20 protein-coding genes are annotated in these 23,738 nt (G+C 59.8%); 8 read left to right on the top strand and 12 right to left on the bottom strand.

Annotation, left to right across the window (positions count from 1 at the left end; translation table 11 throughout):
* Positions 1-3: 3 nt before the first annotated feature.
* Positions 4-600, top strand: a complete 597-nt coding sequence (locus ACR0A1_RS01085; RefSeq protein WP_480865899.1) for a ferric reductase-like transmembrane domain-containing protein — start codon at positions 4-6, stop codon at positions 598-600.
* Positions 601-627: 27 nt separating this feature from the next.
* Here the strand turns inward: ACR0A1_RS01085 and ACR0A1_RS01080 are convergent, their stop codons facing one another.
* The 3 genes from ACR0A1_RS01080 to ACR0A1_RS01070 are packed head-to-tail and all read right to left on the bottom strand — an operon-like array spanning position 628 to position 3,170.
* Positions 628-972, bottom strand: coding sequence for a 5-carboxymethyl-2-hydroxymuconate Delta-isomerase (locus tag ACR0A1_RS01080; RefSeq protein WP_480865897.1), 345 nt, complete (start codon positions 970-972; stop codon positions 628-630).
* A gap of 56 nt (positions 973-1,028) precedes the next feature.
* Entirely contained in the window at positions 1,029-1,955 is a 927-nt protein-coding gene (gene argF / locus ACR0A1_RS01075; protein WP_480771627.1) for an ornithine carbamoyltransferase, read from the bottom strand.
* Between the two features lie 27 nt (positions 1,956-1,982).
* The gene (locus ACR0A1_RS01070; protein ID WP_170404221.1) at positions 1,983-3,170 is read right to left on the bottom strand and encodes an aspartate aminotransferase family protein; all 1,188 of its coding nucleotides are present in this window, start codon (positions 3,168-3,170) and stop codon (positions 1,983-1,985) included.
* 294 nt (positions 3,171-3,464) lie between these two features.
* On the opposite strand from ACR0A1_RS01070, the gene ACR0A1_RS01065 reads away from it, so the two are divergent.
* The gene (locus tag ACR0A1_RS01065) at positions 3,465-4,355 is read left to right on the top strand and encodes a DMT family transporter (RefSeq protein ID WP_480763566.1); all 891 of its coding nucleotides are present in this window, start codon (positions 3,465-3,467) and stop codon (positions 4,353-4,355) included.
* Here ACR0A1_RS01065 and ACR0A1_RS01060 read toward each other — a convergent pair.
* The gene (locus tag ACR0A1_RS01060; RefSeq protein WP_170397238.1) at positions 4,337-5,140 is read right to left on the bottom strand and encodes an ABC transporter permease; all 804 of its coding nucleotides are present in this window, start codon (positions 5,138-5,140) and stop codon (positions 4,337-4,339) included. The genes ACR0A1_RS01065 and ACR0A1_RS01060 overlap by 19 nt on opposite strands.
* Before the next feature lie 126 nt (positions 5,141-5,266).
* Between ACR0A1_RS01060 and ACR0A1_RS01055 the strand changes: the two genes are divergently transcribed.
* A complete protein-coding gene (locus ACR0A1_RS01055) occupies positions 5,267-5,836 on the top strand; it encodes a GcrA family cell cycle regulator (RefSeq protein ID WP_170397240.1) in 570 nt (189 codons plus the stop codon).
* 53 nt (positions 5,837-5,889) lie between these two features.
* Here ACR0A1_RS01055 and ACR0A1_RS01050 read toward each other — a convergent pair whose 3' ends face one another.
* The 3 genes from ACR0A1_RS01050 to ACR0A1_RS01040 all read right to left on the bottom strand — a co-directional run bounded on the left by ACR0A1_RS01050 (position 5,890) and on the right by ACR0A1_RS01040 (position 10,437).
* Positions 5,890-6,981 (bottom strand): Hint domain-containing protein, encoded by a 1,092-nt coding sequence (locus tag ACR0A1_RS01050; protein WP_170404224.1) that lies wholly within the window; start codon positions 6,979-6,981, stop codon positions 5,890-5,892.
* A gap of 110 nt (positions 6,982-7,091) precedes the next feature.
* Positions 7,092-8,168 (bottom strand): DUF2235 domain-containing protein, encoded by a 1,077-nt coding sequence (locus tag ACR0A1_RS01045; RefSeq protein ID WP_170397244.1) that lies wholly within the window; start codon positions 8,166-8,168, stop codon positions 7,092-7,094.
* Positions 8,146-10,437: a xanthine dehydrogenase family protein molybdopterin-binding subunit gene (locus ACR0A1_RS01040; RefSeq protein ID WP_480865894.1), complete on the bottom strand. Its 2,292-nt coding sequence runs from the start codon at positions 10,435-10,437 to the stop codon at positions 8,146-8,148. The genes ACR0A1_RS01045 and ACR0A1_RS01040 overlap by 23 nt, the downstream gene beginning before the upstream one ends.
* A 177-nt stretch (positions 10,438-10,614) precedes the next feature.
* Here ACR0A1_RS01040 and ACR0A1_RS01035 point away from each other — a divergent pair, with 177 nt between their 5' ends.
* The 4 genes from ACR0A1_RS01035 to ACR0A1_RS01020 all read left to right on the top strand — a co-directional run bounded on the left by ACR0A1_RS01035 (position 10,615) and on the right by ACR0A1_RS01020 (position 16,448).
* Positions 10,615-11,514: a phytanoyl-CoA dioxygenase family protein gene (locus ACR0A1_RS01035; protein WP_170424247.1), complete on the top strand. Its 900-nt coding sequence runs from the start codon at positions 10,615-10,617 to the stop codon at positions 11,512-11,514.
* Between the two features lie 93 nt (positions 11,515-11,607).
* Positions 11,608-14,769, top strand: a complete 3,162-nt coding sequence (locus ACR0A1_RS01030) for a valine--tRNA ligase (RefSeq protein WP_480865892.1) — start codon at positions 11,608-11,610, stop codon at positions 14,767-14,769.
* Positions 14,770-14,915: 146 nt separating this feature from the next.
* Complete coding sequence (locus tag ACR0A1_RS01025) at positions 14,916-16,076, top strand: benzoate/H(+) symporter BenE family transporter (protein ID WP_170424251.1); 1,161 nt, start codon at positions 14,916-14,918, stop codon at positions 16,074-16,076.
* A gap of 39 nt (positions 16,077-16,115) precedes the next feature.
* Positions 16,116-16,448 (top strand): DnaJ family domain-containing protein, encoded by a 333-nt coding sequence (locus ACR0A1_RS01020; protein ID WP_170511344.1) that lies wholly within the window; start codon positions 16,116-16,118, stop codon positions 16,446-16,448.
* Here ACR0A1_RS01020 and ACR0A1_RS01015 read toward each other — a convergent pair whose 3' ends face one another.
* Complete coding sequence (locus ACR0A1_RS01015) at positions 16,449-17,231, bottom strand: crotonase/enoyl-CoA hydratase family protein (RefSeq protein WP_480865889.1); 783 nt, start codon at positions 17,229-17,231, stop codon at positions 16,449-16,451.
* A 149-nt stretch (positions 17,232-17,380) separates the two neighbouring features.
* Here ACR0A1_RS01015 and ACR0A1_RS01010 point away from each other — a divergent pair, with 149 nt between their 5' ends.
* Positions 17,381-18,490 carry a pyridoxal phosphate-dependent aminotransferase gene (locus ACR0A1_RS01010; protein ID WP_480865887.1) on the top strand — a complete coding sequence of 370 codons (1,110 nt, stop codon included), beginning with the start codon at positions 17,381-17,383 and terminating at the stop codon, positions 18,488-18,490.
* Between the two features lie 81 nt (positions 18,491-18,571).
* Here ACR0A1_RS01010 and ACR0A1_RS01005 read toward each other — a convergent pair whose 3' ends face one another.
* The 4 genes from ACR0A1_RS01005 to zwf are packed head-to-tail and all read right to left on the bottom strand — an operon-like array spanning position 18,572 to position 23,704.
* The gene (locus ACR0A1_RS01005; protein WP_480865886.1) at positions 18,572-19,762 is read right to left on the bottom strand and encodes a pyridoxal-phosphate-dependent aminotransferase family protein; all 1,191 of its coding nucleotides are present in this window, start codon (positions 19,760-19,762) and stop codon (positions 18,572-18,574) included.
* 51 nt (positions 19,763-19,813) lie between these two features.
* Positions 19,814-20,446, bottom strand: coding sequence for a bifunctional 4-hydroxy-2-oxoglutarate aldolase/2-dehydro-3-deoxy-phosphogluconate aldolase (locus ACR0A1_RS01000; protein WP_170397269.1), 633 nt, complete (start codon positions 20,444-20,446; stop codon positions 19,814-19,816).
* 4 nt (positions 20,447-20,450) lie between these two features.
* The gene (gene edd, locus ACR0A1_RS00995) at positions 20,451-22,256 is read right to left on the bottom strand and encodes a phosphogluconate dehydratase (protein WP_480865884.1); all 1,806 of its coding nucleotides are present in this window, start codon (positions 22,254-22,256) and stop codon (positions 20,451-20,453) included.
* Positions 22,257-22,258: 2 nt separating this feature from the next.
* The gene (gene zwf / locus ACR0A1_RS00990) at positions 22,259-23,704 is read right to left on the bottom strand and encodes a glucose-6-phosphate dehydrogenase (protein ID WP_170511351.1); all 1,446 of its coding nucleotides are present in this window, start codon (positions 23,702-23,704) and stop codon (positions 22,259-22,261) included.
* Between the last annotated feature and the right edge of the window lie 34 nt (positions 23,705-23,738).

Here is a 23,738-nt window from a genome sequence, read left to right as displayed (position 1 = left end):
GTGTTGAGGCGCATACTGATCTGGGCAGCGTTGATTTTCGCCCTTCTGGTGCCGGTTATCGCGGCAGCATTCAGCCCTTATCTGGCGTGGCGCGAGCCGATCTACATCCTAGCCGGGTTTGCGGGCATCGTCGGGATGTGCCTTCTGCTGATGCAACCCTTGCTGGCCGGACGCTGGTTGCCTGGGCTTTCACCTGTGCGCAGCCGCTTATGGCACAGGCGGTGCGGTCTGGCCCTTGTCGCAGCGATCGTAATCCATGTGGGCGGTTTGTGGATCACGAGCCCGCCGGATGTCGTGGACGCGCTTCTATTCGTATCAGCCACACCCTTTTCCGTCTGGGGTGTGATCGCGATGTGGACGGGTTTTGCTGCAGCAACGATGGGCGTTCTGCGGCTACGCCTGAACCTGCGATTTCGGCTCTGGCGTCTGGGTCACGCCGGACTGGCAGTGGTGACCATACTGGGCAGTGTCGTACACGCCCTGATGATTGAGGGCACAATGGAGATCATGACCAAGATCGCATTGTGTGTGCTGGTAGTTCTGGCGTGCGTTGCTACGCTCGCCAGACTACGGGTCTGGGAAGTGTCCCGACGCGTTTAGTCATCCCATACGCATACCGGGGCTGCGTCAGGCTGACAGGCGTTTGGCATAGGTCGCGCGATCTATTTCAACATCCCGCACGGTGATGCTGCCGACCGTGGGCGCAGACTCAGCCAGAACATTCAGAATGATCGCGTTCAACTCGGCGCGCGTTGCCTCATCTCGGCCTTGCAACAACAAGAGCGTGGCATGAATGAACGTCTGCGGTTCGGTCCCGATGCGGAAATACGGGATCGAGTTGGCACGGATTTTGAGTGTTGGGGCATCGAATTCTTCATGCACGGCGAGCACGGAATAGAGCTGCTCACAGATGGCTTGAAAATCATGAGTTTTTTCGAGCCCGGCAGAGAATTCCAGAGTGATGTGTGGCATTGGTTGCTCCGAGATTTAAGAGAGCCATCTATCGCTCTCCCAGATTGCTGTCGGCCTCAGACGCCCAAACACCAGCGCATCACGGCTTTTTGCGCATGCAGGCGGTTTTCGGCCTCGTCAAAGATCACCGAGTTCGGGCCGTCCATGACCTCGGATGTGGCCTCTTCTTCGCGGTGCGCAGGCAGGCAGTGCATGAACAACGCGTCTGGCTTGGCATGCGACATCAGCTCGGCGTTGACCTGATAGGGGCGCAGCATGTTGTGGCGGCGCTCCTTCGCGGATTGAGAATCGTGCATTGAGACCCAGGTGTCGGCGACCACGAGGTCGGCCTCTTCAACAGCTTTGTGCGGGTCCCGTTCGATCACGATTTTCGAGCCCTTCTGGCGCGCAAGCCCCATGAATTCTTCTTCTGGGTCCAGCTGCGCCGGGCCGGTGAATGTCAGGTCGAAACCGAATTGACCGGCGGCATGCAGAAATGAAGCGCAGACATTGTTGCCGTCGCCGGTCCAGACGACCTTTTTTCCTGCGATGGGGCCGCGATGCTCTTCATAGGTCAGCACATCGGCCATGATCTGGCAGGGATGTGTACGATCGGTCAGACCATTGATGACGGGAACGTCCGAGTATTCGGACATCTCGGTCAGGATGGTTTCATCAAAGGTCCGGATCATGATCATGTCGACATAGCGCGACAGGACCCGGGCGGTGTCGGCGATGGTCTCGCCATGGCCCAGCTGCATGTCCTTGCCGGACAGCACCATGGTCTGCCCGCCCATTTGGCGCACACCGACATCGAAGGACACGCGGGTCCGTGTTGACGGCTTTTCAAAGATCAGCGCAACCATGCGGCCTGCCAGAGGCTGCTCGTCGTCCGGGGCTGCTTTGGGACGACCGAGGCGCGCCTGCTTCATCGCGCTGGCCTGATCGATCATGTTCCGCAGATCACCTGCGTCAGTTTTGTGGATATCAAGGAAGTGGTTCATTTTAATTCACTTTTTAATCAGGCGAGTTCAGGCCGAAGCCATTGCGTTTTCGACTTGTGCCGCAGTTTTCTCAAGGCGGATCAGGGCTTGTGCGATGTCATCCTCGGTGAGGGTCAGCGGCGGCAGCAGGCGGATCACGTTATCTGCGGCGGGGACCGTTATGACCTCGTTGTCATAGCCAGCGTTGACCACGTCGATATTGGCGGGTTTGCATTTCAGGCCAAGCATCAAACCTGAGCCGCGCACCTCCTCGAATACTTCGGGGTGGTCCGCGATCAGGCCTTCGAGCTTCTGACGCAGCAGGCCCGCCTTGCGATTCACCCCTTCGAGGAAGGCCGGAGTGGCGACCTGATCGATCACCGCGCAGCCTACAGCGCAGCCCAAGGGGTTGCCGCCATAGGTCGAGCCGTGGGTGCCTGCCGTCATGCCGCTGGCGGCCTCTTCGGTGGCCAGAACCGCACCCAGAGGGAAACCGCCGCCGATGCCTTTGGCGACCATCATGATATCCGGCGTGATGCCGGCCCATTCATGGGCAAAGAGTTTGCCGGTCCGCCCCACGCCGCATTGGACTTCATCGAGGATCAGCAAAAGGCCGTTATCATCGCAAATCTGGCGCAAGGCTTTCAGCTCTGCATCCGGAACGGGGCGGATGCCGCCTTCGCCCTGAACCGGTTCGATCAGGATGGCTGCCGTGGTGTCGGTGATGGCGTTGGTGACACCGTCGAGGTCTCCGAATGTCAGATGCACAAAGCCGGGAAGCAGCGGTCCAAAGCCTTTGGTCATCTTCTCGGACCCGGCGGCGGCGATACCCGCCGATGACCGGCCATGGAATGAGCCGTCGAAGGTGATGATCTCGACCTTCTCGGGCTGACCTTTGTCATAAAAATACTTGCGGGCCATTTTGACGGCCAATTCGCAGGATTCTGTGCCCGAATTGGTGAAGAACACCGTATCGGCAAAGGTGTGTTCCACCAGCTTGTCCGCCAGTGCCTGCTGTTGCGGGATGTTATAGAGGTTTGAAACATGCCACAGCGCATGCGCCTGTTCCGTCAGGGCCGCCACCAGCGCCGGATGCGCATGACCCAGCGCGTTCACCGCTATGCCCGCGCCCAGATCCAGAAAACGTCGGCCATCCGCCTCGGTCAGCCAGGCGCCTTCGCCCTTCACGAATGTCAGGGGCGCGCGGTTATAGGTCGGCAGAACGGACGGGATCATCGGATCATCCTTTTCGAATAGCTTGAGCCCTGTGAGTGATACACTGGGGCCATGGTCGTCAACTGATTTGGTGGGGTTTGCGCGGATTTGGACAGCGCAAATGGATCAAACGGGCCGATTATGCGGTCAGGCGTCGGCGTCGGAGGCGCAGGATATGTGCGGTATTGATCATGTGAGGCCGTATAGCGGGGTGCACCGGGTCTGAAAACCCCGTTTTTGCGATCGGGGCAAAAATCATTCTGAGACCGGGATTTACCGCTTGTCATTTACCCGACGCTGGCGCACGGCTGAACCATGACACCGATACGTCAGAATCCTGCCCTTGCGGCCCTGCTGATCCTTGCGGCCAGCGCCCTTCTCGCAGGGACCACATTGCTGGCGAAAGCATTGGGGACGGATGTGCTTGGCCCTGCCCTGCATCCGATGCAGATCAGCCATGGACGGTTTCTGTTTGCCTTTCTGGTAATCGTGACAGCCGTCGGCATCATGCGCCCCCGTCTGAGCCGCCCGCATTGGGGTCTGCATATCGGACGGACAAGCTTCGGCTGGCTGGGGATCACGCTGATGTTTGCATCCGTTGCTTTCATACCGATTGCGGATGCGACGGCGATCTCGTTCCTGAACCCGGTCTTTGCCATGATGTTGGCGATCCCGCTGCTGAAAGAAGGTGTCGGCCCGTGGCGCTGGTTGGCCGCCTTCGTAGCCTTGATCGGTGCCTTGGTTCTGTTGCGTCCAACGCCCGCTAGCTTTCAACCCGCTGCATTACTGGCCCTGACCGCAGCAGTGATAATTGGGATGGAACTGATCTTTATCAAAAAGCTCTCGGGCCGAGAAATACCGATCCAGATTCTGCTGATCAACAATGCGATGGGTCTGACCATTGCGACAGTCGCGGTAAGTTTCGTTTTCCAGATGCCGACGCCTCAGCAATGGGCGGCGCTGGCCTCGATTGGTGTGCTAATGGCCTGTGCGCAGGCTTGTTTCGTCAACGGAATGGCGCGGGCGGATGCCTCTTTTGTGGCTCCGATCAGCTACGCCACCCTGATCTTCGCTGCCTTCTACGATTTCGCGGTATTCAAGGTGATACCGGATGGGATCAGCCTGATCGGCTCGGCCATCATCCTGACCGGAGGTCTGATTCTGGTCTGGCGCGAGGCGATACACCGTCAGGCCTTGAGCCGGTAGCCGGTGCGCAACATCTGCCAGGTCAATCCTCCAACCAACAATGTCGCGCTGGCGCAGATCGCCATGCCCAACCAAGGAGAGCTGTCGGACACGCCGATCATCCCATAGCGCAACCCGTCGATCAGATAGAAGACCGGGTTCGCATGGCTTAGCCGATTGAGCACTGGCGGTAGCGCCTGCACAGAATAGAAAGTGCCGGACAAGAAAGCCAAAGGCGTGACGATGAAATTGGTGATCGCCGCCATCTGGTCGAACTTGTTGGCAAAAATCCCGGCAAAAAGCCCAAGCGCACCCATGAACGCGCCGCCCAGAACCACGAATATCAGTGCGATCAGCGGGTTCTGCGGCACGATGCCCAGAACCAACGCCAGAGCGATTGCAACAACAAGGGCGATCAGGATACCGCGGGCGATGCCTCCGGCCAGATAACCCAACAGGATTTCCAGCGGCGATAGCGGCGGCATCAGCGTATCGACGATATTGCCCTGAACCTTGGCGATCACCATCGATGACGATGTATTGGCAAAGGCGTTCTGAATCACGGTCATCATCATGATGCCCGGTGCCAGAAAGGTCAGAAACGGCACCCCCATCACATCCGGTCGGCTGGGACCAATAGCAATGTTGAAGATCAGCAGGAACAGGCCTGCCGTCACCAGCGGTGCCAGCAGGGTCTGCGTCCACACGGCCAGAAAGCGCAGGGTTTCGCGCTGCGCCAGTGTATAGAGGCCCATCCAATTCACCGCGCCAAAGCGGCGTGCGTCGTGATCCATGAGATTATGCATGCTCAGCCCCATACCTGATTCGAAGACCGCTTGTAACTCGGGCCGCAGTGTTTAGAATAGGGCGCTGAGATGATTTCCCAAGGCGGCCCGAATCCGGGGCCGCTTTCCGCTTTTGAAAGGCAAATGATGTCCTGGACTGACGAGCGTGTAGAGCTGCTGAAAAAGATGTGGGGCGAGGGCCAGTCGGCCAGCCAGATCGCCAAGGAACTGGGCGGCGTGACCCGCAATGCGGTGATCGGCAAGGTGCACCGTCTGGGTCTGTCGAATCGCGCCACCGGTGCAAGCCCGGCAAAGGCCGAGCCTAAGGAAAAACCGGCCCCCGCGCCCAAGGCCGAGGCCAAACCGAAACCGACACCCAAGACTGAACCGGCCCGTCCGGTGCCAGCCCCCGAGGCCAAACCGGTCACCCCGGCCCGTCGCCAGATCATACCCGCCGGCCAGCCGCTGCCTCCGCAACCGTCGGCCAATGAGATCAGCCCCGAGGCTTTGGCCAAGGTCAACGAGATTGAAAAGAAGGCCAAGAAGCTGTCTTTGATGGAGCTGACCGAAAAGACCTGCAAATGGCCTGTCGGCGACCCCGCGACCGAGGATTTCTGGTTCTGCGGCCTGCCCGTCGAGGCAGGCAAACCCTATTGCGAAGCGCATGTGGGCGTGGCGTTCCAGCCGATGAGCTCGCGCAGAGATCGTCGGCGGTAATTCTTAGACATGACAGCGGGGGTTGGCCTTGGTTGGCCAACGCCCTATCAACATTAGTCTGCAGAACGGGTGCTTTCCGTATAGTCGGATAGCAATGATCGGGCGTGTTGAGCGTGGCGCGACAACAGCTGTTTCTGACGCGCGTTGTCCGGCACCAGATAACTGGTATCCGAGAGGCCCCCGGTCGAAATGCCCGAAAACAATACAGTAAGTTCCTCGACCATTGCAGGAGGGAGTGAATTCAACGCTTCCTGTCCCATCAGCAAGCTCTCGGTCGGGGCACCCTCGGCGATAATCACTTCGTGCGTCGCCAGGACCAGATGGAAATACGTGACGCTGTCTACGGTTTCATCGACATAAATCCCCGGCAGATCGGTCAGCCTTATCGCGGCGACCAGAACCTCAGAACGACCGAACATGCGTTTCACAATCGCCGAGGACACCAGCATGCGATGCTGACGCGAGACAAGCAGATCACGTCGGGGCAGGCCTTGTCCAAGTGCGCCCGCGCAAATTCGCACTGGATAGAGTTTCGGATTGCGGCGCAACTCGCGCGCAGTGAGTGAACGGCGCAAGATCTGCAGCAAAGGCTGGTTGCCACCCCGCGCCAGCAAAAGCAACTGGCCAGGCTTCAGATCTTCTACCGGCACCGGACCCAAATCAGTGGATACGAGTGTGCCCGCAGTCAGACAGGGGATGCTGCCCGGGGTGGGATCGGTATTGACTGTATATGTGCCGCCATTGTCGGTCGAAATCAGGGAATCGCCAGCGCCGGCCTGCCCGATGACTGTGGATTGCATACCATTGGCCGGGCCAGTGTTCGCAGTGATCGGGCCGGGACTTGGAGGATCGCTGAAAGAATTAAACTGATAAACCGTTGTCCCTTCGGAGAGCGAGATACCATTGGTTTTACCCAATCCGTTAAATGTCCCGGAACTTGTCGTGTCGATAACATAGATATCGCGACCGGCAACCGTTGTCGGCGTGATACCGGCCAGAGTATTGGTGGTTCGGATCGAGCCATTGCTCAAATAGATCGTCACGACCAACCCCGAGACATCCGTACCAGCGTCAACCGCGACCTCAATAAAATCCAGGGTCGGGCCACCTAAGTATTTGAGCTCAGAAAAGTATGGATCCGGCATAAATCACATGTCTTTCGATGATGCTAAGACGTCCACCCGGCACTGACGGGACAGAAATGCTGTGGCTGCTGTTGATACAACTTTCATAGGAAGGCAAGCTGTTGCTTCTGTTACTGCGCCGGATGCGAAGGCAGATTTGGCATCGGCACCCATCGGGGTAGTTCCTCAGGCGAAACCGAGACATGCAGTTTCTCTGACCGGTCACGCCCTACTTTGCGATGCTTGCGCAGCAGAAAAATCTTACCCCAGCCACGCCAGGTGCCCACGGATTGCGCATGCGGATCGGTAGGGAAACGGTCGCGCCAACCTTCGGGCAGGGGCAGGCCGTGCAGCTCGGCCTTGTCGAGCATCCAGATCAGGGAGATGTTGCTGAGGGGGCGGGCCTCTTCGAACCCGTTCAGCTGGCCGCCAACATCGCCGTGGGTGCCGCGGAACCAAACCTGCTCGATATGGCCTTTGAAGTCAGGCGTGCATTTCCACAGCACCGGCTCGAACACTTCGCGGGTCTCGTCCAGCGCCATGGCGTGATAGCCGTGGCGGGTGGCCGGGCCAAGCTGGTGGTTGTGGAAGGCGTGGCGTTCCTCGGCCCAGCGCCAGAGCAGCGGCAGGCGCAGGCCCAGCGCCTTGACCGTGTCCCAGACGCCGACCATCTCGATGGCGACATCCTCGTGACAGAACTCCCGACGAAAGACCGCCGCCGCTTCGCCATTGGCGTTACATTCATAGTGTCGATAGGCCTGTTTGATATTGCGGACAGTGGCGTGTTCGGCCTTGAGCAACCCGATAGCATCGATCACGCCCGCAAGGCTGCGGACCCCGTATGCGCCGCGTGAATAGCCGATGAAAAAGATCTTATCACCGGGTTTGTAACGCGAAGCCAAATAACCATAGGCCCGACGAATCTGACGGTTGATACCCCGCCCCATCATCACGTCCATAGTCGACTTCCAGCTTTCCCACTGCACGCCGGATTCGTAGAAAACCGAAACCTGGCTGCCCATCTCGCAGCACAGGCGCAGGGTCTGGCCCGCGTGGGTTTCCCGCCCTGCTTCCAGCGTCGACATGGTGCCGTCAAGAATGATGACATGGCTGACAGGTTCGCGGTGGCGCGTTTCGGCCGAGTGCTCGGACCGCAGAGGCCGTCCGAGCCATCCCAGTACCTTTCTACTCAGCCGCGACAGAACCATGCGTCAACAATTCCCAAACTTTGTGAGGTGTGAAAGGCATATCCGCCTGCCGCACCCCGTGATCCCAGAGCGCATCCTGTACCGCGTTCGCCACTGCGGCCAGTGCGCCCACGGTGCCTGCCTCGCCACAGCCTTTCATCCCCATCGGGTTGGCGGTTGACGGAACCGGCGCCGAGGTAAACTCTATCATGGGTATCTCAGCAGCGCGGGGCAAGGCGTAGTCCATGAACGAAGCCGTGAGCAGTTGCCCCTCGGCATCATGAACAACATACTCGGTCAGTGCTTGACCGATACCCTGCACTACCCCGCCATGCACCTGCCCCTCGGCCAGCATCGGGTTGATAAGATTGCCGAAATCATCCACCACCGTGTAGCGGTCGACCCATGTTTCACCAGTGAAAGAATCGATAACGACTTCGGCAACATGTGCGCCGTTCGGATAGCTGCGTGCATCTAGCGTGGCGCGGGCTTCGTGCTGCAACAGATCGGTGCGCCCGTCTGCGCGCGCCATCTCGGCCGCCTCGGTCAGCGTGGGGGTCAGGTTGGACCCCGGCGCGCGGAAGGTTTCATGGTCGAAGGTCACATCGCTTTCCTCGATACCCATCTTATCCGCAAGATAGGGCGTGAATGCGGCGATCATCGTATCAACTGTGACCAGTGTCGCGTTGCTTTGGGTCGTTACCGAGCGTGATCCGCCGGTTCCGCCGCCCTGCGCCAGCCTGTCCGTGTCGCCTTGCACAACATTGATCAGGTGCGAAGGAATCCCTGTCTGGTCCGAAAGGAACTGGGCATAGACGGTCTCGTGCCCTTGCCCATTGGACTGAGTGCCGACATAGAGGTTCACCGTTCCGTCCTCGCAAAACTCGATCTTCGCGCCTTCGGAAGGGTCTCCCAAAATACTTTCGATATAGTAACAAAGCCCCTGACCCCGGATCAGACCGTTTTCGGCATCCGCCGCCTTGCGGGCCTCAAAGCCCGTAGTCTGTTCGGCGGCGCGGCTGAGGACCATGTCGAACTCACCCACATCATAGGTTTCGCCGGTTGCCGTCTTATAGGGGAAAGCTTCGGGTCGGATGAAATTCTTGCGCCGCAACTCCCACGGATCAATCCCCAACTCACGCGCAGCACGGTCCATGACGCGTTCCAGCACATAGATCGCCTCGGGTCGCCCGGCACCGCGATAGGCGTCGACCTGCGTGGTGTTGGTGAAGAATCCTTCGACCCGCAAGTAGGTGGTCTGAACATCGTAGACACCCATCAAAACCTTACTGAATAGGCTGGTCTGGATCGCCTGCGCGAAATGGCTGTTATAGGCACCAAGGTTGATCTTGCTGTGAACCCGATAGGCGGTGATCTTGTGATCGGCATCAAAGGCCAGCTCCGCCAGTGAGGTCAGGTCACGGCCGTGGTGATCGGACAACATCGCTTCGGACCGGTCCGACATCCAGTGCACCGGCTGGCCCAGTTTCATGGCAGCAACAGCAACGGTGAAATATTCGGGATAAGGCATCGCCTTCATACCAAATCCGCCGCCGACATCTGGCGTAGTAACACGGATCGCCTCGGGGTCCAGTTTCAGCTTTTGTGCCAGTTGCGCTTTCATCCCCCAGACACCCTGCCCGCCATATGAGAAATGCATACGGCCACCCGACCAATCGGCCTGACAGCCACGCGGTTCGATCGAGCTCACGATGACCCGGTTGTCATGCACGTTCAGCGCGACGGTGCGCGCCGCTGCATGAAAGGCGGCATTGGTCGCCTTCTCATCACCCAAGCCCCAGTCAAAGGCGCGGTTGTCGGGGGCTTGTGGATGCAAAGGTTCGCCACCCGCAGCGACATCCATCTTGACCGGCAGGTCTTCGGTTTCCATCCAGATCAATTCGGTTGCATCGCGGGCCTGTAACAACGAGTCGGCAATGACGACCGCAACGGGTTCTCCGACGAAACGCACGCGGTCCTTGGCCAGCATGTTCCGCTCGGACGCAGCGCCTTGACTGCCGTCGCGGTTGGCGACTGTAGTCGCGTTCATCACCGTATCGATCCCGGCAGCAGTCAGATCTTCCAGCGTCATGACCAAGCGCACCCCATCCGCTGTACGTGCATCTTCAAGGTCCAGCGACGTGATCGTGGCATGCGCCACCGGGCTGCGAAAGAATGCTGCGAACAGCGCATTCTCGGGCACAGAATCGTCCATGTATTGTCCCTGCCCGGTCAGAAACCGCTGGTCCTCGGTCCGTTTGATGGGCTGGCTTTTGCCGAATTTTTCCATGGGATGATCCTCTGGCTGCCTGAATGCGCGACCCTAGCGTGAAGCAGGACCTTGTCCAGTGGCTGAGAAAATTAACCCCGCACGGTCTGAAAGCGACATTCATGTCTGGAAACAGCGTTGCGCGCCGATCTGGGCCGCGCCTAGGCTGAACCTAAATTCAGTCGAGTGGAGGTTTCCATGCCCAAAGAAATCAAGCTGACGGATGGCCGATTGGACAGCCAAAGTGCCGAGGCCTATTGGGATGATGGGTTTATATTTCCGATCCCCGTGTTCTCTGCCGCAGAAGCCGCCGGGTACCGTGCCGAGTTGGAAGATGTCGAGGCCAGCTGGCGCGAGGCTGACCTGCCGCTACCCCTGAACATGTACAAACGCATCAACGCGCATGTGGTGATGCCATTCGCCACTCGCATCGCGTTGGACCCGCGCGTTTTGGACGTTGTCGAAGGTGTTTTGGGCCCAGACCTGCTGTTGTGGTCGGCTGAGCTGTTCATCAAGGAACCGCGCACGACGCAAGTGGTGGGCATGCATCAGGACCTGACATATTGGGGTATGGGTGAAACCTCGGACCAGTTGACCGCCTGGATCGCCCTATCCCCTGCGACGGTTGAGAGTGGCTGCATGGATTTCGTGAAGGCCAGCCACAAGAACCCGATCCTGCCGCATAATGATACGTTTTCCGACAACAACCTTCTGTCGCGTGGGCAAGAGGTAGCAGTCGATGTCGCGGAGGAAGACAAAACCCATATCGAGTTGCAGCCCGGCCAGATGTCGCTGCACCATGGGCTGACCATTCACGGGTCAGGGCCGAACGTATCTGATGATCGTCGAATTGGCCTGGCTATCCGTTATCTCAACCCCAATGCGCAGCAGAAAGTGGCGGATCGCGACTATGCCATTCTAGCGCGGGGCGAGGACCGGGTGGGGAATTTCATCCATATCCCTGAGCCGACCGAGCTGTTTGCTCCTGAGGCGCTGGACCTGCACGCGCGCATCCGCAGCGATCAGGCCAAGGCGATGGGGCAAGGGGCCAGCGAAAAGCTGGATCTTTATGCGCCCGCCCCATCAAATCCCGGCTGATCATTGCAGGACCGCCGCGCAGGGCCTTCCCCTTCCTGCGTCCATTCGCTATTGCAGGCGCTGACCCGATATTGTTGACGCAGGACGCATCCCATGGCGATGGAAAAGACATTCAACGCGGCCGAGGCCGAGGCCCGCATCTATCAGGCCTGGGAAGCGGCCGGAGCCTTCAAGGCAGGCGCGAACAAATCGCGCGACGAGAGTTTTACCATCATGATCCCGCCACCGAACGTGACGGGTGCGCTGCATGTGGGCCACGCGTTCAACAACACGCTGCAGGATGTTCTGACCCGCTGGCACCGGATGCGCGGGTTCGACACGCTATGGCAGCCTGGTCAGGACCACGCTGGTATCGCCACGCAGATGCAGGTGGAAAAGATGTTGGCCAACACCCAGCAGCAGGGACGTCGTGAGCTGGGACGTGAGGCGTTTCTGGACAAGGTCTGGGAATGGAAGGGAGAATACGGCGGCACGATCATCGAGCAGCTCAAGCGCCTGGGCTCGTCCTGTGATTGGTCGCGCAACGCCTTCACTATGGCGGGTGCGCCGCGTGACCCGCGCACGGGCCACGAAAATTCTGCGAATTTTCACGACGCGGTGATCAAGGTCTTTGTCGACATGTACGAAAAGGGACTGATCTATCGCGGCAAGCGGTTGGTCAACTGGGACCCGCATTTCGAGACCGCGATTTCGGACCTTGAGGTCGAGAATATCGAAGTTGCGGGCCATATGTGGCACTTCAAGTATCCGCTGGCGGGCGGTGAGACCTATACCTACGTCGAGAAAGATGAGGACGGGAATATCGTGCTGGAGGAAGAGCGCGACTATATCTCGATCGCCACGACCCGCCCCGAAACCATGCTCGGCGACGGCGCAGTTGCGGTTCACCCATCCGATGAGCGCTATGCGCCCATCGTCGGAAAACTTTGCGAAATCCCGGTAGGCCCGAAAGAGCATCGCCGTCAGATCCCGATCATCACCGATGATTACCCTGATCCAGATTTCGGCTCGGGCGCGGTGAAAATCACCGGTGCACATGACTTCAACGACAATATGGTCGCCAAGCGCGGCGGCATTCCAATGTATCGCCTGATGGACACCAAAGGCGCAATGCGCGCCGATGGTGCGCCTTATGCCGAAGAGGCGGACAAGGCGCAGGAATACGCGCGCGGGCGAGAGTTCACCGAGAACGAGATCGACGCGATCAACCTGATCCCTGATCATCTGCGCGGCCTCGACCGGTTCGAGGCACGTGCGAAGGTGGTTGAGGAGATCACTGCAGACGGTCTGGCTGTCATGACTCGCGCCGATGACCCACGTCTGGGTTCGACCGCTTTAAAGCCGGAACACGAAGGCGCGGACAAGCTGGTGCCGCTGGTCGAAAGCAAACCGATCATGCAGCCCTTCGGCGACCGCTCGAAAGTCGTCATCGAGCCGATGTTCACCGACCAATGGTTCGTCGACGCCGCCAAGGTCGTCGGCCCTGCGCTGGACGCGGTCAAGGACGGCACTGTCAAGATCATCCCCGAGTCGGGCGAGAAGACCTATTACCACTGGCTGGAAAACATCGAGCCGTGGTGCATCTCGCGCCAGCTATGGTGGGGGCATCAGATACCGGTTTGGTATGGCCTCGATCTCTCGGCTGAGAATTTCAAGGACGACGAAAACGACGGCGACCTTGATTTGGTCGAATTGGGTCGTTTGCTGAACGAAGGCGGCATGCTGCATCGTGGCAATGTCATGGAATGCGCGGCAAGCCTTGAGGCCGTTACAGAGAAATTCCTCGACGACAATGCCAATATACCCAGCCCGCTGAGCCACGCGACGGTCATCGAAGTTGCCGATAAGCAGGAAGCGATCCATCAGTTCGCCGAAAGCCTTGCTCAATACGCAGTCGAACAAGACCCGACCAAGCTGGTCTACCCGGTCTGGCGCGACCCCGACGTACTCGACACATGGTTCTCTTCCGGCCTCTGGCCTATCGGCACGCTGGGCTGGCCTGAAAAGACCGAAGAGTTAGAGCGCTATTTCCCAACCGATGTGTTGATCACCGGCTTTGACATCCTGTTCTTCTGGGTCGCGCGGATGATGATGATGCAACTGGCCGTAGTGAACGAGATCCCGTTCCACACCGTGTATCTGCACCAGCTCGTCCGCGACGAGAAGGGCAAGAAGATGTCCAAAACCACCGGCAACGTGATCGACCCGTTGGAGATCGTGGACGAATTCGGTGCTGACGCGCTGCGCTTTACCAATGCCTCAATGGCGGCTATTGGCGGGGTACTGAAACTGTCGCGCGAGCGCATCACAGGTTACCGAAACTTCGGCACCAAACTGTGGAACGCCGTCCGCTTTGCCGAGATGAATGAGGTCTTCACCGACGCTGTCCCGCAACTGGACGTGACTGACCTGAAACCCAAAGCCGCCGTGAACCGCTGGATCATCGGTGAAACCGCCCGTGTGCGGGAAGAGGTCGACGCGGCGCTGGAAAGCTATCGTTTCAACGACGCGGCCAACGGGCTCTACGCCTTTGTCTGGGGCAAGGTCTGCGACTGGTACGTGGAACTCTCTAAACCCTTGCTGCAAGGCGACGACACCGAGGCACAGGCCGAGACCCGCGCCACCATGCGCTGGGTTCTGGATCAGTGCATGGTTCTGCTGCACCCGATCATGCCTTTCATCACCGAAGAGCTGTGGGGCCTGACTGGTAAGCGTGCCAAAATGGTTGTACACGCAGATTGGCCGACCTATGCGGCTGCCGACCTGATCGACGCGGATGCGGATCGAGAAATGAACTGGGTGATCTCGGTGATCGAAAACACCCGCTCGGCCCGCGCACAGATGCGGGTTCCTGCTGGCCTCTACGTGCCGATGCTGGTGACGGAGATTGACGCGCACGGCCAAGCGGCATGGGACCGCAACGAAGCGCTGATCAAACGTCTGGCGCGGATCGACAGCCTGACCAAGGCGGATGAACTGCCCAAGGGCACGATCTCGATTGCCGCCCCCGGTGCCTCCTTTGGCCTGCCACTGGCGGACATCATCGACATTGGTGCGGAAAAGGAACGGCTGGAAAAAGCCAAAGGCAAGTTGGCCAAGGAACTCGGCGGTCTGCGCGGACGCCTGAACAACCCGAAATTCGTGGCATCGGCCCCGGAAGAGGTTGTTGCGGAAGCCAAAGCTAACCTTGCCGCCCGCGAAGAAGAAGAAGCCAAGCTAAACGAAGCTCTCGCCCGTTTGGCTGAAATCGCCTGATCTTTTTCCTGCTGCTGATATATTGAAATCGAACCTCACCACCCAACCGGCGGTGAGGTTTTTCTTTACCCTCAGAGCTTTCCCCTTGTTCACGCCACGCCCCGCTTGTTAGCACTTCGACGACACAACCTGGCGAGGCACTGACGATGCGATCTTTCCCTCCGATGCAGACCGTCTCAACCGGGTTGGTTGTGGCCATTGTCGGGTTCTTCAGCTCGTTTCCCATCGTACTGCAGGGGTTGGGCGCGATGGGAGCTTCATCGCAGGAAGCCGCCTCGGGTCTGATGAGTGCGGCGATTGCCATGGGGCTTGCAGCCATCGTCCTCAGCCTGCGGTACAAAATGCCGATCAGCGTTGCGTGGTCGACTCCGGGGGCCGCTCTGTTAGCCGTCTCGGCCACCCCGGTCGAGGGATTTTCAGGCGCGATTGGTGCGTTCCTGTGCGCCGGAGCATTAACGGTTCTGGCAGGGCTGTGGAAGCCGCTGGGACGATTGGCAGCAGCAATTCCCACAACACTGGCGCAAGCAATGCTGGCAGGCGTGCTCTTGCCACTATGCCTTGTGCCCTTCAAGGCGGCGATCGAGATTCCATGGCAGGCGTTGCCGGTGATCCTGACGTGGTTTGTCGCGGGCCGTTTCAATCGATTGATCGCGGTTCCGGCAGCTGTGGTCGCGGCGGCTATCATTGTGTCGCTGAACGCAGGAGATGCCCAATTGATGCCGGATCGTTTGATCGCGGCTCCGATCTGGACCATGCCATCATTCTCGGTCGCGTCGGCCATCGGGATCGGCGTACCGCTGTTTATCGTCACGATGGCGACACAGAATATCCCCGGCGTCGCGGTGATGCGCAGCTTTGGCTTTGATCCTGTTCCCGGCCGGTTGTTTTCATCCGTCGGTGGCGCAAGCATGCTTTCGGCCCCTTTCGGGGCGCCTGCAACCTGCCTGGCCGCAATCACCGCAGCGATGTGTTCCAACGAGGAAAGCCACCCCGATCCGGCGCAGCGTTATTGGTCGGCAATCATGGGTGGCGTGTTCTACTGCCTCTTCGGTATCTTTGCCGTGGCGATCACCAGTTTTGCCGCCCATGCCGACCCGCTGCTTATGGGCACTCTGGCAGGTGTGGCCCTGATCGGGGTCCTGGCCAATGCCATGCATGCCGCACTGGACGTCCCTGTCGAGCGCGAAGCGGCTATTTTGACACTGGCCATCACAGCCTCTGGAATAACGGTTTTTGGGTTGGGCGCGGCAGTCTGGGGGCTGTTGGCTGGGGGTATCGCATATCTGGCAACAAACCGAGTGCGCTGAGCCCTTTCATCAGAACCCCTCAGGCGGTAAAATGAGCGCATGTTCGGATCGCTTGGAAAACTGATTGAACGCCAGATCAAAAAGGCGCAGGCCGAAGGCCAACTGCAGGGTCTTGAAGGCGAAGGTGCCCCGTTACCCGACCGCTCGGGCGAGGCACAAGGCGATCCCGCCATTGCTGCGGGTCATCGGATCATGGCGCAGGCCGGAGTGCTACCCGAGGAGTTCGACATCAAGAAACAGCTCGACGCCGCCCGCAAGGAGTTTGCAGCGCTGACTGACAATCAGGACCGCAGGGCCGCAATGGCAAAGATTGCTGATCTTGAGATGCGATACAACATGGCCCGCGATGCACGGCGCGCATTCATGCGGTGATCATTTGAACTCGGGCTTTCGGCCCTGCATCTGTGCCATGACAACTTCCATTTGATCCGACTTACCGATCAGGTCGACCTGTTCGGTAGATTCGGCCAACAGCACATCAGCACGGTCACGGGTTTCGGCCAAATCAATCAACCGTTTGGCGGCGCGGATGGCGGACGGGCTTTTACCCGCGATGTCCTCGGCCAGCGCCAGCGCTTCGGTCAGGGGATCATCCGACAGTTTGGTAACAAGCCCCCAATCTGCCGCCTGTGGCGCACCGATAGGGCGGGCGGTATAGGTCAGCAGGCGCAGCACGTCCGAGCGCACGAGCTCTGGCAGCAGAACCATGCCGCCCATGTCGGGGATAATGCCCCATTTCATCTCCATCACGGCCAGCTTGGCTTCGGGATGCGCGATGCGGATGTCGGCACCCAGCGCGATCTGTAGCCCACCGCCATAGGCGACGCCTTGAATAGCGCAGATCACCGGCACCGGGACGCGCCGCCAGATCAAGGCAAGTTCCTGCATTTCGTTGGCATCTTCGTGGCTGCGGGTCATCAGCCATTCGCTTGGGTCTGTGTGCGCCATGCTGGCAAAGCTGGCCATATCGAGCCCAGCGCAAAAGCTTTTGCCTTCCCCCGATAGCACCACGCCGCGAATGTCGGCTGCGGCGACCTCTTGACCGGCCGAAAGGATCGCCTTGATCATCGCATCGTCCAGCGCGTTCATCTTGTCGCCACGGGTCAGCGTGACACGTGCGATGTGGTCTTTGTATTCGATGGATACGCGGGACATGGGACCTCCGGGGCGTGTTTTGTTGTGTAAACATGCCAGCAAGACGCCAGCAGCGCCACAGCGACGTCAGGGCAAACCGCACATCCGAAGCCTCCTTTGAACTTCTGGCAAGGCTTGCCCCGCCTGATCGGTTGCGCTTATCTGCGGCCATGACTGGTCCTCGTTATACCCCGCTTGCCCTCACACTGCCCGCGACCGTGCCTTTTGTCGGCCCCGAAACGCAGGAGCGCCAACGTGGCGCGCCCTTCGTGGCCCGGATCGGTGCGAATGAAAGCGTGTTTGGCCCGTCCCCGCGCGCCATCGATGCAATGCAACGGGCCGCGGGCGAGATATGGATGTATGGCGATCCCGAGAATTTCGAACTACGCCATGCGCTGGCGGTACATCATGGGGTCGCGCCTGAAAACATCGTGGTTGGCGAAGGCATTGACGGGTTGCTGGGCTATCTGGTGCGCCTGCTGGTTGGTCACGGCGATGCAGTTGTGACTTCGGATGGAGCTTATCCGACTTTCAATTACCACGTGGCCGGGTTTGGTGGGGTATTGCACAAGGTCCCCTACCACGACGATCACGAGGACCCGACGGCGCTGTTCGCCAAAGCAGCGGAGGTAGACGCCAAGTTGGTCTATCTGGCCAACCCGGACAACCCGATGGGAACATGGCATTCAGGTGAGGATATCTTGTCCGCTCTGGAGGCTTTGCCAGAGGGCTGTTTGGTGGTTCTTGACGAGGCATATGTCGAATGCGCGCCCGAGGGGACCGCTGCACCTGTCGCTGCTGATGATTCGCGTGTGATCCGGATGCGAACGTTTTCCAAGGTTTATGGCCTTGCCGGGGCGCGGGTAGGCTACGCTATCGGCTCGCCCGAGTTGATTGCGAGCTTCAACAAAGTGCGCAACCATTTCGGCATGAACCGAGCCGCGCAGGCAGGGGCATTGGCCGCGCTAAAAGATGAAGATTGGCTGACGCATGTGCAGCAAAGGATTGCCGGGTCCCGGAACCGCATCGAAGAGATTTCACGGTCGAATGGTCTGGTGCCTTTGCCGTCTGCGACAAACTTTGTGGCGATTGATTGTGGGCGCGATGGGGTGTTTGCCAAGGCCGTGTTGGACACGCTCGTTGAACAAGGCGTGTTCGTGCGGATGCCATTTGCCGCGCCCCAGAACCGGTGCATTCGGGTCAGCTGCGGAGGTGAGGTGGAAATGACGGCGTTTGAAGCTGCTCTGCCCACGGCCTTGGCAAAAGCCCGAGCCTCGTAAAGGGGGCTGTCTGCCCCCTATCGCGCCCATGCGCGATTTCCCCCGAAGGTATTTCGGGCCAGATGAAGAGGCGGATCGGGCTTATCCGGCCAGCGTCGCGGCGGCGGCTTCGAGCGCACCCTGACCACGGGGGATATCGAGCGCAGCCATAGCGGTTTCGACGCCACCCAGCATGGCCATGACCATTTGAGCGTTTACGTGCCCCATGTGGCCAAGGCGGAAGCAGCCATCCCAATCCTCCATTCCCAGACCGATGCCCAGCGTCAGACCCAGTTGGGTTTCGGTATAGCTGCGCAGCGGCGTGCCGCGCCCCTCGGTCAGGCGGAGGGCAGTGACCGCGTGGCTGCGATGGGCCGGGTCGGCGACGTTGAAATGCAGCGCGCCACCTTGCGCCCAGATTTCGCAGGCGGCCCAGATTGCCTTTGCCAGATGTTCGTGGCGGGCCCAGACCTGTTCGATCCCTTCGCCATGGATCAGGTCGAGCGCGGCACGCAGGCCATACAGGTGGTGGGTTGGCGCGGTGCCGTTGAAATACTGATAGAACAGATCTGGATTGGCGCGTGGTTGCCAGTCCCAATACTGCGAGACGCGGGGCATTGTGGCGCGCTTGGCTTGCGCCTTGTCGTTGAAGAAGACAAAGCCGGTGCCCGCCGGGGTCATCAGCCCTTTCTGGCAAGCCGTGACAGTGACGTCGACACCCCAGGCATCCATCTCGAACCGGTCGCAGCCCATCGACGCGATGCAGTCAGCCATCAGCAAGGCTGGGTGGTCAAGGTCGTCGAGCAACGCTCGCAGAGCCGGGATATCGTTGCGGATCGATGTGGACGTATCGACGTGGACCGCAAGGACCGCTTTGATCTTGTGGCTGGTATCGTTACGCAGGGCCTCGGCGATGCGGTCAAGATCCCAGGGCGAGGACATTCCGAAATCGATCAGGTCAACCTTGGCGCCGATTCCTTCGGCCATCTCGGCCCAACCGTGGGTGAATCGGCCAGAGGCCGGGGCAAGCACGGTTTCACCGGGTGCGATGACGTTGGAAAGCGCAGCCTCCCATGTACCGTGACCATTAGCGATATAGATGGCGACGTTGTGCTGAGTTCCGGCAACGCGTTTCAGATCTCGGGTGAGCGCGGGCATCATCTCGATCAATTCACCGTCATAGATATTGGGCGACGGACGGTGCATCGCCTGCAGCACCGTATCGGGCATGACCGAAGGGCCGGGGATGGCCAGATACTCGCGCCCATGCGCGAGGGAGGTTTGGTTTGTCATGAGGGCAACCTGTTTGAATTGAGGCCTACCCTAGCGTCTTGCCCTGCGGCGTCAATCCAGCAGACTGGCGGCCTCGCGGGCAAGTGTTTCGATCCCGGACCAATCACCGTTTTGAACCATCTGCTTGGGCGCGACCCAGCTGCCGCCGGCGCAGACAACATTCGACAGCGACAGGTAATCGAGGGCATTTGACGGCGATACGCCACCAGTTGGGCAGAAGGTGATCTGCGGTAGCGGTGCGCCGATGGCTTTTAGGGCGGGAGCCCCTCCTGAGGCCTCGGCGGGGAAGAATTTCAGCATGTCATAGCCCTTTTCCAGCAGAGCCATGGCTTCGCTTGCAGTAGCCGCACCGGGGAGAAGGGGCAGACCTTCGGCTTCGCAGGCGGCGATCAGGGCATCGGTTGCACCGGGCGAGACGCCGAACTGAGCGCCAGCCTCTTTGGCAGCGCGGACATCTTCGGGCGTGACCAGTGTACCCGCCCCGACAACACCGCCGGGGACGTTGGCCATGGCGCGGATCGCGTCGAGCGCGGCGGGAGTGCGCAAGGTGACTTCAAGCGCCGGGAGGCCACCGGCGACCAAAGCTTCGGCCAACGGGCGCGCATGGGCCGCGTCGTCTACGACCAGGACTGGAACAATCGGGGCCAGCGCGCAGATCTCGCGGGTGCGTTGGGTTTTGGACATTGGGTTACACTCCGAAAATGCTGGCGCCGGTGTCGGCTGAGCCGACATTCTGACGGAAGGCGCCGAAGAGGTCACGGCCAACACCGTGTTGGTTTGCCGTAAGGTCGGCGGTGGCCGGATTGCGGTCGAGAACACCGGGGGTCAGGATTTCCAACTCGCCCTTGACCGCATCAACGCGCAACAGGTCACCGTCTTGCAGATAGGCGATCGGTCCACCATCCAGCGCCTCGGGGCAGACATGGATGGCGGCGGGCACTTTGCCGGATGCGCCCGACATACGGCCATCGGTGACCAGAGCCACCTTCTGCCCCCTGCCCTGCAGGATCGACAGGATCGGCGTCAGCGAATGAAGTTCAGGCATACCGTTGGCTTTTGGCCCTTGGAAGCGAACAACAACGATGACGTCATCGGTGAATTCTCCGGCTTTGAAAGCGGCTTTAACGGCGTTCTGGTCGTGGAATACACGCACGGGCGCTTCGACCACTTGGTGTTCAGGTGCTACAGCCGACACCTTCATGACCCCTGTGCCCAGATTGCCCGTCAAGCGAGAGAGCCCGCCCGTGGGTTGGAACGGGTCTTTGGCCGGGCGAACGATCTTTTCGTTCAGACTGTGGCCCGCGCCCTCTTCCCAGACCAACTCGCCGTCTTTCAGCTTGGGTTCTTTGGTGTAGTTGTGCAGGCCCTGCCCCGCGACAGTCAGCGTATCGGGGTGCAGCAAGCCATCTTCCAGCAGCGTACCGATGGCGAAGCCCAGGCCACCCGCAGCGTGGAAGTGGTTCACGTCTGCCAGACCGTTGGGATAGACGCGCGCGACCAAAGGCACGACAGCGGAGATGTCGGAAAAATCCTCCCAGTCCAGCACGATACCACCGGCACGCGCCATGGCGATCAGGTGGATCAGTAGGTTGGTGGAACCGCCGGTGGCCATCAGGCCGACGATGCCATTGACGAAAGCGCGCTCGTCAAGGATCTGGCAGACCGGTGTGTAGTGATTGCCCAGCGCGCTGAGAGACAGGGCGCGGCACGCGCCTTCCTCGGTCAGGGCATCGCGCAGGGGGGTGTTGGGGTTGATGAAGCTGGACCCTGGCAGGTGCAGGCCCATGAATTCCATCAGCATCTGGTTGGTGTTGGCAGTTCCGTAGAAGGTGCAGGTGCCGGGGCCGTGATATGCGGCCATTTCGGCCTTCATCAGCTCTTCGCGGCCCACCTCTCCGGCGGCGAATTTCTGGCGGACCTTGGCCTTTTCGTCATTCGGCAGGCCACTGGTCATCGGTCCTGCAGGCAGGAAGACGGCAGGAAGATGCCCAAAGGCTTGCGCGCCGATGATTAGGCCGGGCACGATCTTGTCACAGACGCCCAGGAAAACGGCGGCGTCATAAGTGTTGTGGCTTAGCGCCACTCCGGTCGCCAGCGCGATCACATCGCGCGAGAACAGAGATAGTTCCATCCCCGCCTCGCCTTGCGTGACGCCGTCGCACATGGCTGGCACGCCGCCTGCAACCTGCGCTGTGCCGCCTGCTGCGCGGATCGCATCGCGGATCAGGGCCGGGTAGCGTTCGAAAGGCTGATGGGCCGAGAGCATATCGTTATAGGCGGTAACGATCCCCAGATTGCCAGCCGTGCCGGCGGCCATGGAGTCCTGATCTTCGCCCGCCCCGGCATAGGCGTGGGCCTGCCCGCTGCAGGACAGGTGCGCACGCGCAGGGCCTTTGGATTTGGCCTGCGCCATTCGTTCAAGATGCGGGCCACGCAGATCGGCGCTGCGGTCGATGATGCGTTTGGTGACGTCGGATATAACTGTGTTGACCATGATTACCCTCCGATCTGACGCCAGCGGCGCCCATCGCGATGCATCAGCATCAATGCTTCTTCAGGCCCCGAACTGCCCTGATCGTATTTCGCGGGCTTATCGCCACGCTCTTCCCAGCCGTGAATGATGGGATCGACCCAGGCCCATGCGGCCTCGGCCTCATCCCCGCGCATGAACAAAGTCTGGTCGCCGCGGATGACATCCATGATCAGGCGTTCATAGGCATCCGGGGATTGGCCGTCGTCGCCCAGCGCATCAGCGAAACTCATATCGAGTGCAACGTCGGACAGGCGGAACCCGCCCTGCCCCGGTTCCTTGATGGTGGTGCGGAGCGTGATCCCTTCGTCCGGTTGCAGGCGGATCACCAGCACGTTGCCATGCAATGGGCCGACATTCGGAAAAATCGTATGCGGCGGGTCGCGGAAGAACACTGCAATCTCGGATTCACGTGCGCGCAGGCGCTTGCCGGTCCGCAGATAAAACGGGACACCGGCCCAGCGCCAGTTGCCGATATGCGCCTTCAGCGCAATGAAGCTTTCGGTACGGCTGGCGGGGTTGCCGACGTGATCCAGATAGCCATCGCCCCCTTTTTCGGTGCGGTACTGACCACGAGCGATATCCTTGGGTTCCACCGGCTCCAGCGCTTCGATCACTTTGACCTTCTCATCGCGCACCGCGTTGGGTGAGAATTTCGAAGGCGGTTCCATCGCCGTCAGGCACAGCAATTGAACCAGATGGTTCTGGATCATGTCGCGCATCGCGCCGGACTGATCATAATAAGCACCGCGCCCTTCGACGCCCACGGTTTCGGCCACGGTGATCTGGACGTTATCAACATGAGTGGCGTTCCAGAGCGGTTCGAAAAGCGAATTGGCAAAGCGCAGCGCCATCAGGTTCTGCACGGTTTCCTTGCCCAGATAATGATCGATCCGGTAAATCTGATGTTCTTCAAAACAGGCCCGCAGCCCTTCGTTCAACGCTTTGGCTGATGCCAGATCGTGACCAAAGGGTTTCTCGACCACGATACGACTGTCAGGTGTGGACAGGCCGTGCTCGTTCAGACGTTGGGCGATGCCCGAGAAAAGGCTTGGGCCTACTGACAGATAGAAGGCGCGTACCACATCCGGTCGCAGCGTTTTCGCTAGGTCAGACCAACCCGCATCGCCAAGCGCATCTACCGGAACATACTCGACGCGGGACAGAAAGCGATCAAGCGTATCCTTATTGAAACCCGGCGCAAACTCTTGCATCGACGCACGCAGCTGTTCACGGAACCCGTCGCTGTCCATGTCGGATCGGGCGGTTCCAATGATGCGCGCATCCTCAGGCATCTGGCCAACTTCGAAGCGATGATAGAGGCCCGGCAGGATTTTACGCTGCGCCAGATCGCCCGTCGCGCCGAACAACACAAGGTCGAACGGATCTACCGGAATTACGCGTGAGACCATTGCAAGGCTCCTTTCGAATTCCCCGCCAGCATAA

The organism is Ruegeria sp. D6 (genome assembly GCF_056534365.1).
The sequence above is the reverse complement of the archived record's forward strand: the minus strand, read 5'-3'. Positions and strand labels throughout refer to the sequence as shown.

What these genes read in the sequence shown, in the direction of transcription:
- edd (WP_480865884.1), bottom strand. Translation starts at nt 22,256, where the DNA reads ATGGTCAACACAGTTATATCCGACGTCACCAAACGCATCATCGACCGC.
- ACR0A1_RS01005 (WP_480865886.1), bottom strand. Translation starts at nt 19,762, where the DNA reads ATGACAAACCAAACCTCCCTCGCGCATGGGCGCGAGTATCTGGCCATC.
- argF (WP_480771627.1), bottom strand. Translation starts at nt 1,955, where the DNA reads ATGAACCACTTCCTTGATATCCACAAAACTGACGCAGGTGATCTGCGG.
- ACR0A1_RS01020 (WP_170511344.1), top strand. Translation starts at nt 16,116, where the DNA reads ATGTTCGGATCGCTTGGAAAACTGATTGAACGCCAGATCAAAAAGGCG.
- ACR0A1_RS01010 (WP_480865887.1), top strand. Translation starts at nt 17,381, where the DNA reads ATGACTGGTCCTCGTTATACCCCGCTTGCCCTCACACTGCCCGCGACC.
- ACR0A1_RS01060 (WP_170397238.1), bottom strand. Translation starts at nt 5,140, where the DNA reads ATGCATAATCTCATGGATCACGACGCACGCCGCTTTGGCGCGGTGAAT.
- ACR0A1_RS01080 (WP_480865897.1), bottom strand. Translation starts at nt 972, where the DNA reads ATGCCACACATCACTCTGGAATTCTCTGCCGGGCTCGAAAAAACTCAT.
- ACR0A1_RS01070 (WP_170404221.1), bottom strand. Translation starts at nt 3,170, where the DNA reads ATGATCCCGTCCGTTCTGCCGACCTATAACCGCGCGCCCCTGACATTC.
- ACR0A1_RS01035 (WP_170424247.1), top strand. Translation starts at nt 10,615, where the DNA reads ATGCCCAAAGAAATCAAGCTGACGGATGGCCGATTGGACAGCCAAAGT.
- ACR0A1_RS01055 (WP_170397240.1), top strand. Translation starts at nt 5,267, where the DNA reads ATGTCCTGGACTGACGAGCGTGTAGAGCTGCTGAAAAAGATGTGGGGC.
- ACR0A1_RS01000 (WP_170397269.1), bottom strand. Translation starts at nt 20,446, where the DNA reads ATGTCCAAAACCCAACGCACCCGCGAGATCTGCGCGCTGGCCCCGATT.
- ACR0A1_RS01045 (WP_170397244.1), bottom strand. Translation starts at nt 8,168, where the DNA reads ATGGTTCTGTCGCGGCTGAGTAGAAAGGTACTGGGATGGCTCGGACGG.
- ACR0A1_RS01025 (WP_170424251.1), top strand. Translation starts at nt 14,916, where the DNA reads ATGCGATCTTTCCCTCCGATGCAGACCGTCTCAACCGGGTTGGTTGTG.
- ACR0A1_RS01065 (WP_480763566.1), top strand. Translation starts at nt 3,465, where the DNA reads ATGACACCGATACGTCAGAATCCTGCCCTTGCGGCCCTGCTGATCCTT.
- zwf (WP_170511351.1), bottom strand. Translation starts at nt 23,704, where the DNA reads ATGGTCTCACGCGTAATTCCGGTAGATCCGTTCGACCTTGTGTTGTTC.
- ACR0A1_RS01030 (WP_480865892.1), top strand. Translation starts at nt 11,608, where the DNA reads ATGGCGATGGAAAAGACATTCAACGCGGCCGAGGCCGAGGCCCGCATC.
- ACR0A1_RS01040 (WP_480865894.1), bottom strand. Translation starts at nt 10,437, where the DNA reads ATGGAAAAATTCGGCAAAAGCCAGCCCATCAAACGGACCGAGGACCAG.
- ACR0A1_RS01015 (WP_480865889.1), bottom strand. Translation starts at nt 17,231, where the DNA reads ATGTCCCGCGTATCCATCGAATACAAAGACCACATCGCACGTGTCACG.
- ACR0A1_RS01050 (WP_170404224.1), bottom strand. Translation starts at nt 6,981, where the DNA reads ATGCCGGATCCATACTTTTCTGAGCTCAAATACTTAGGTGGCCCGACC.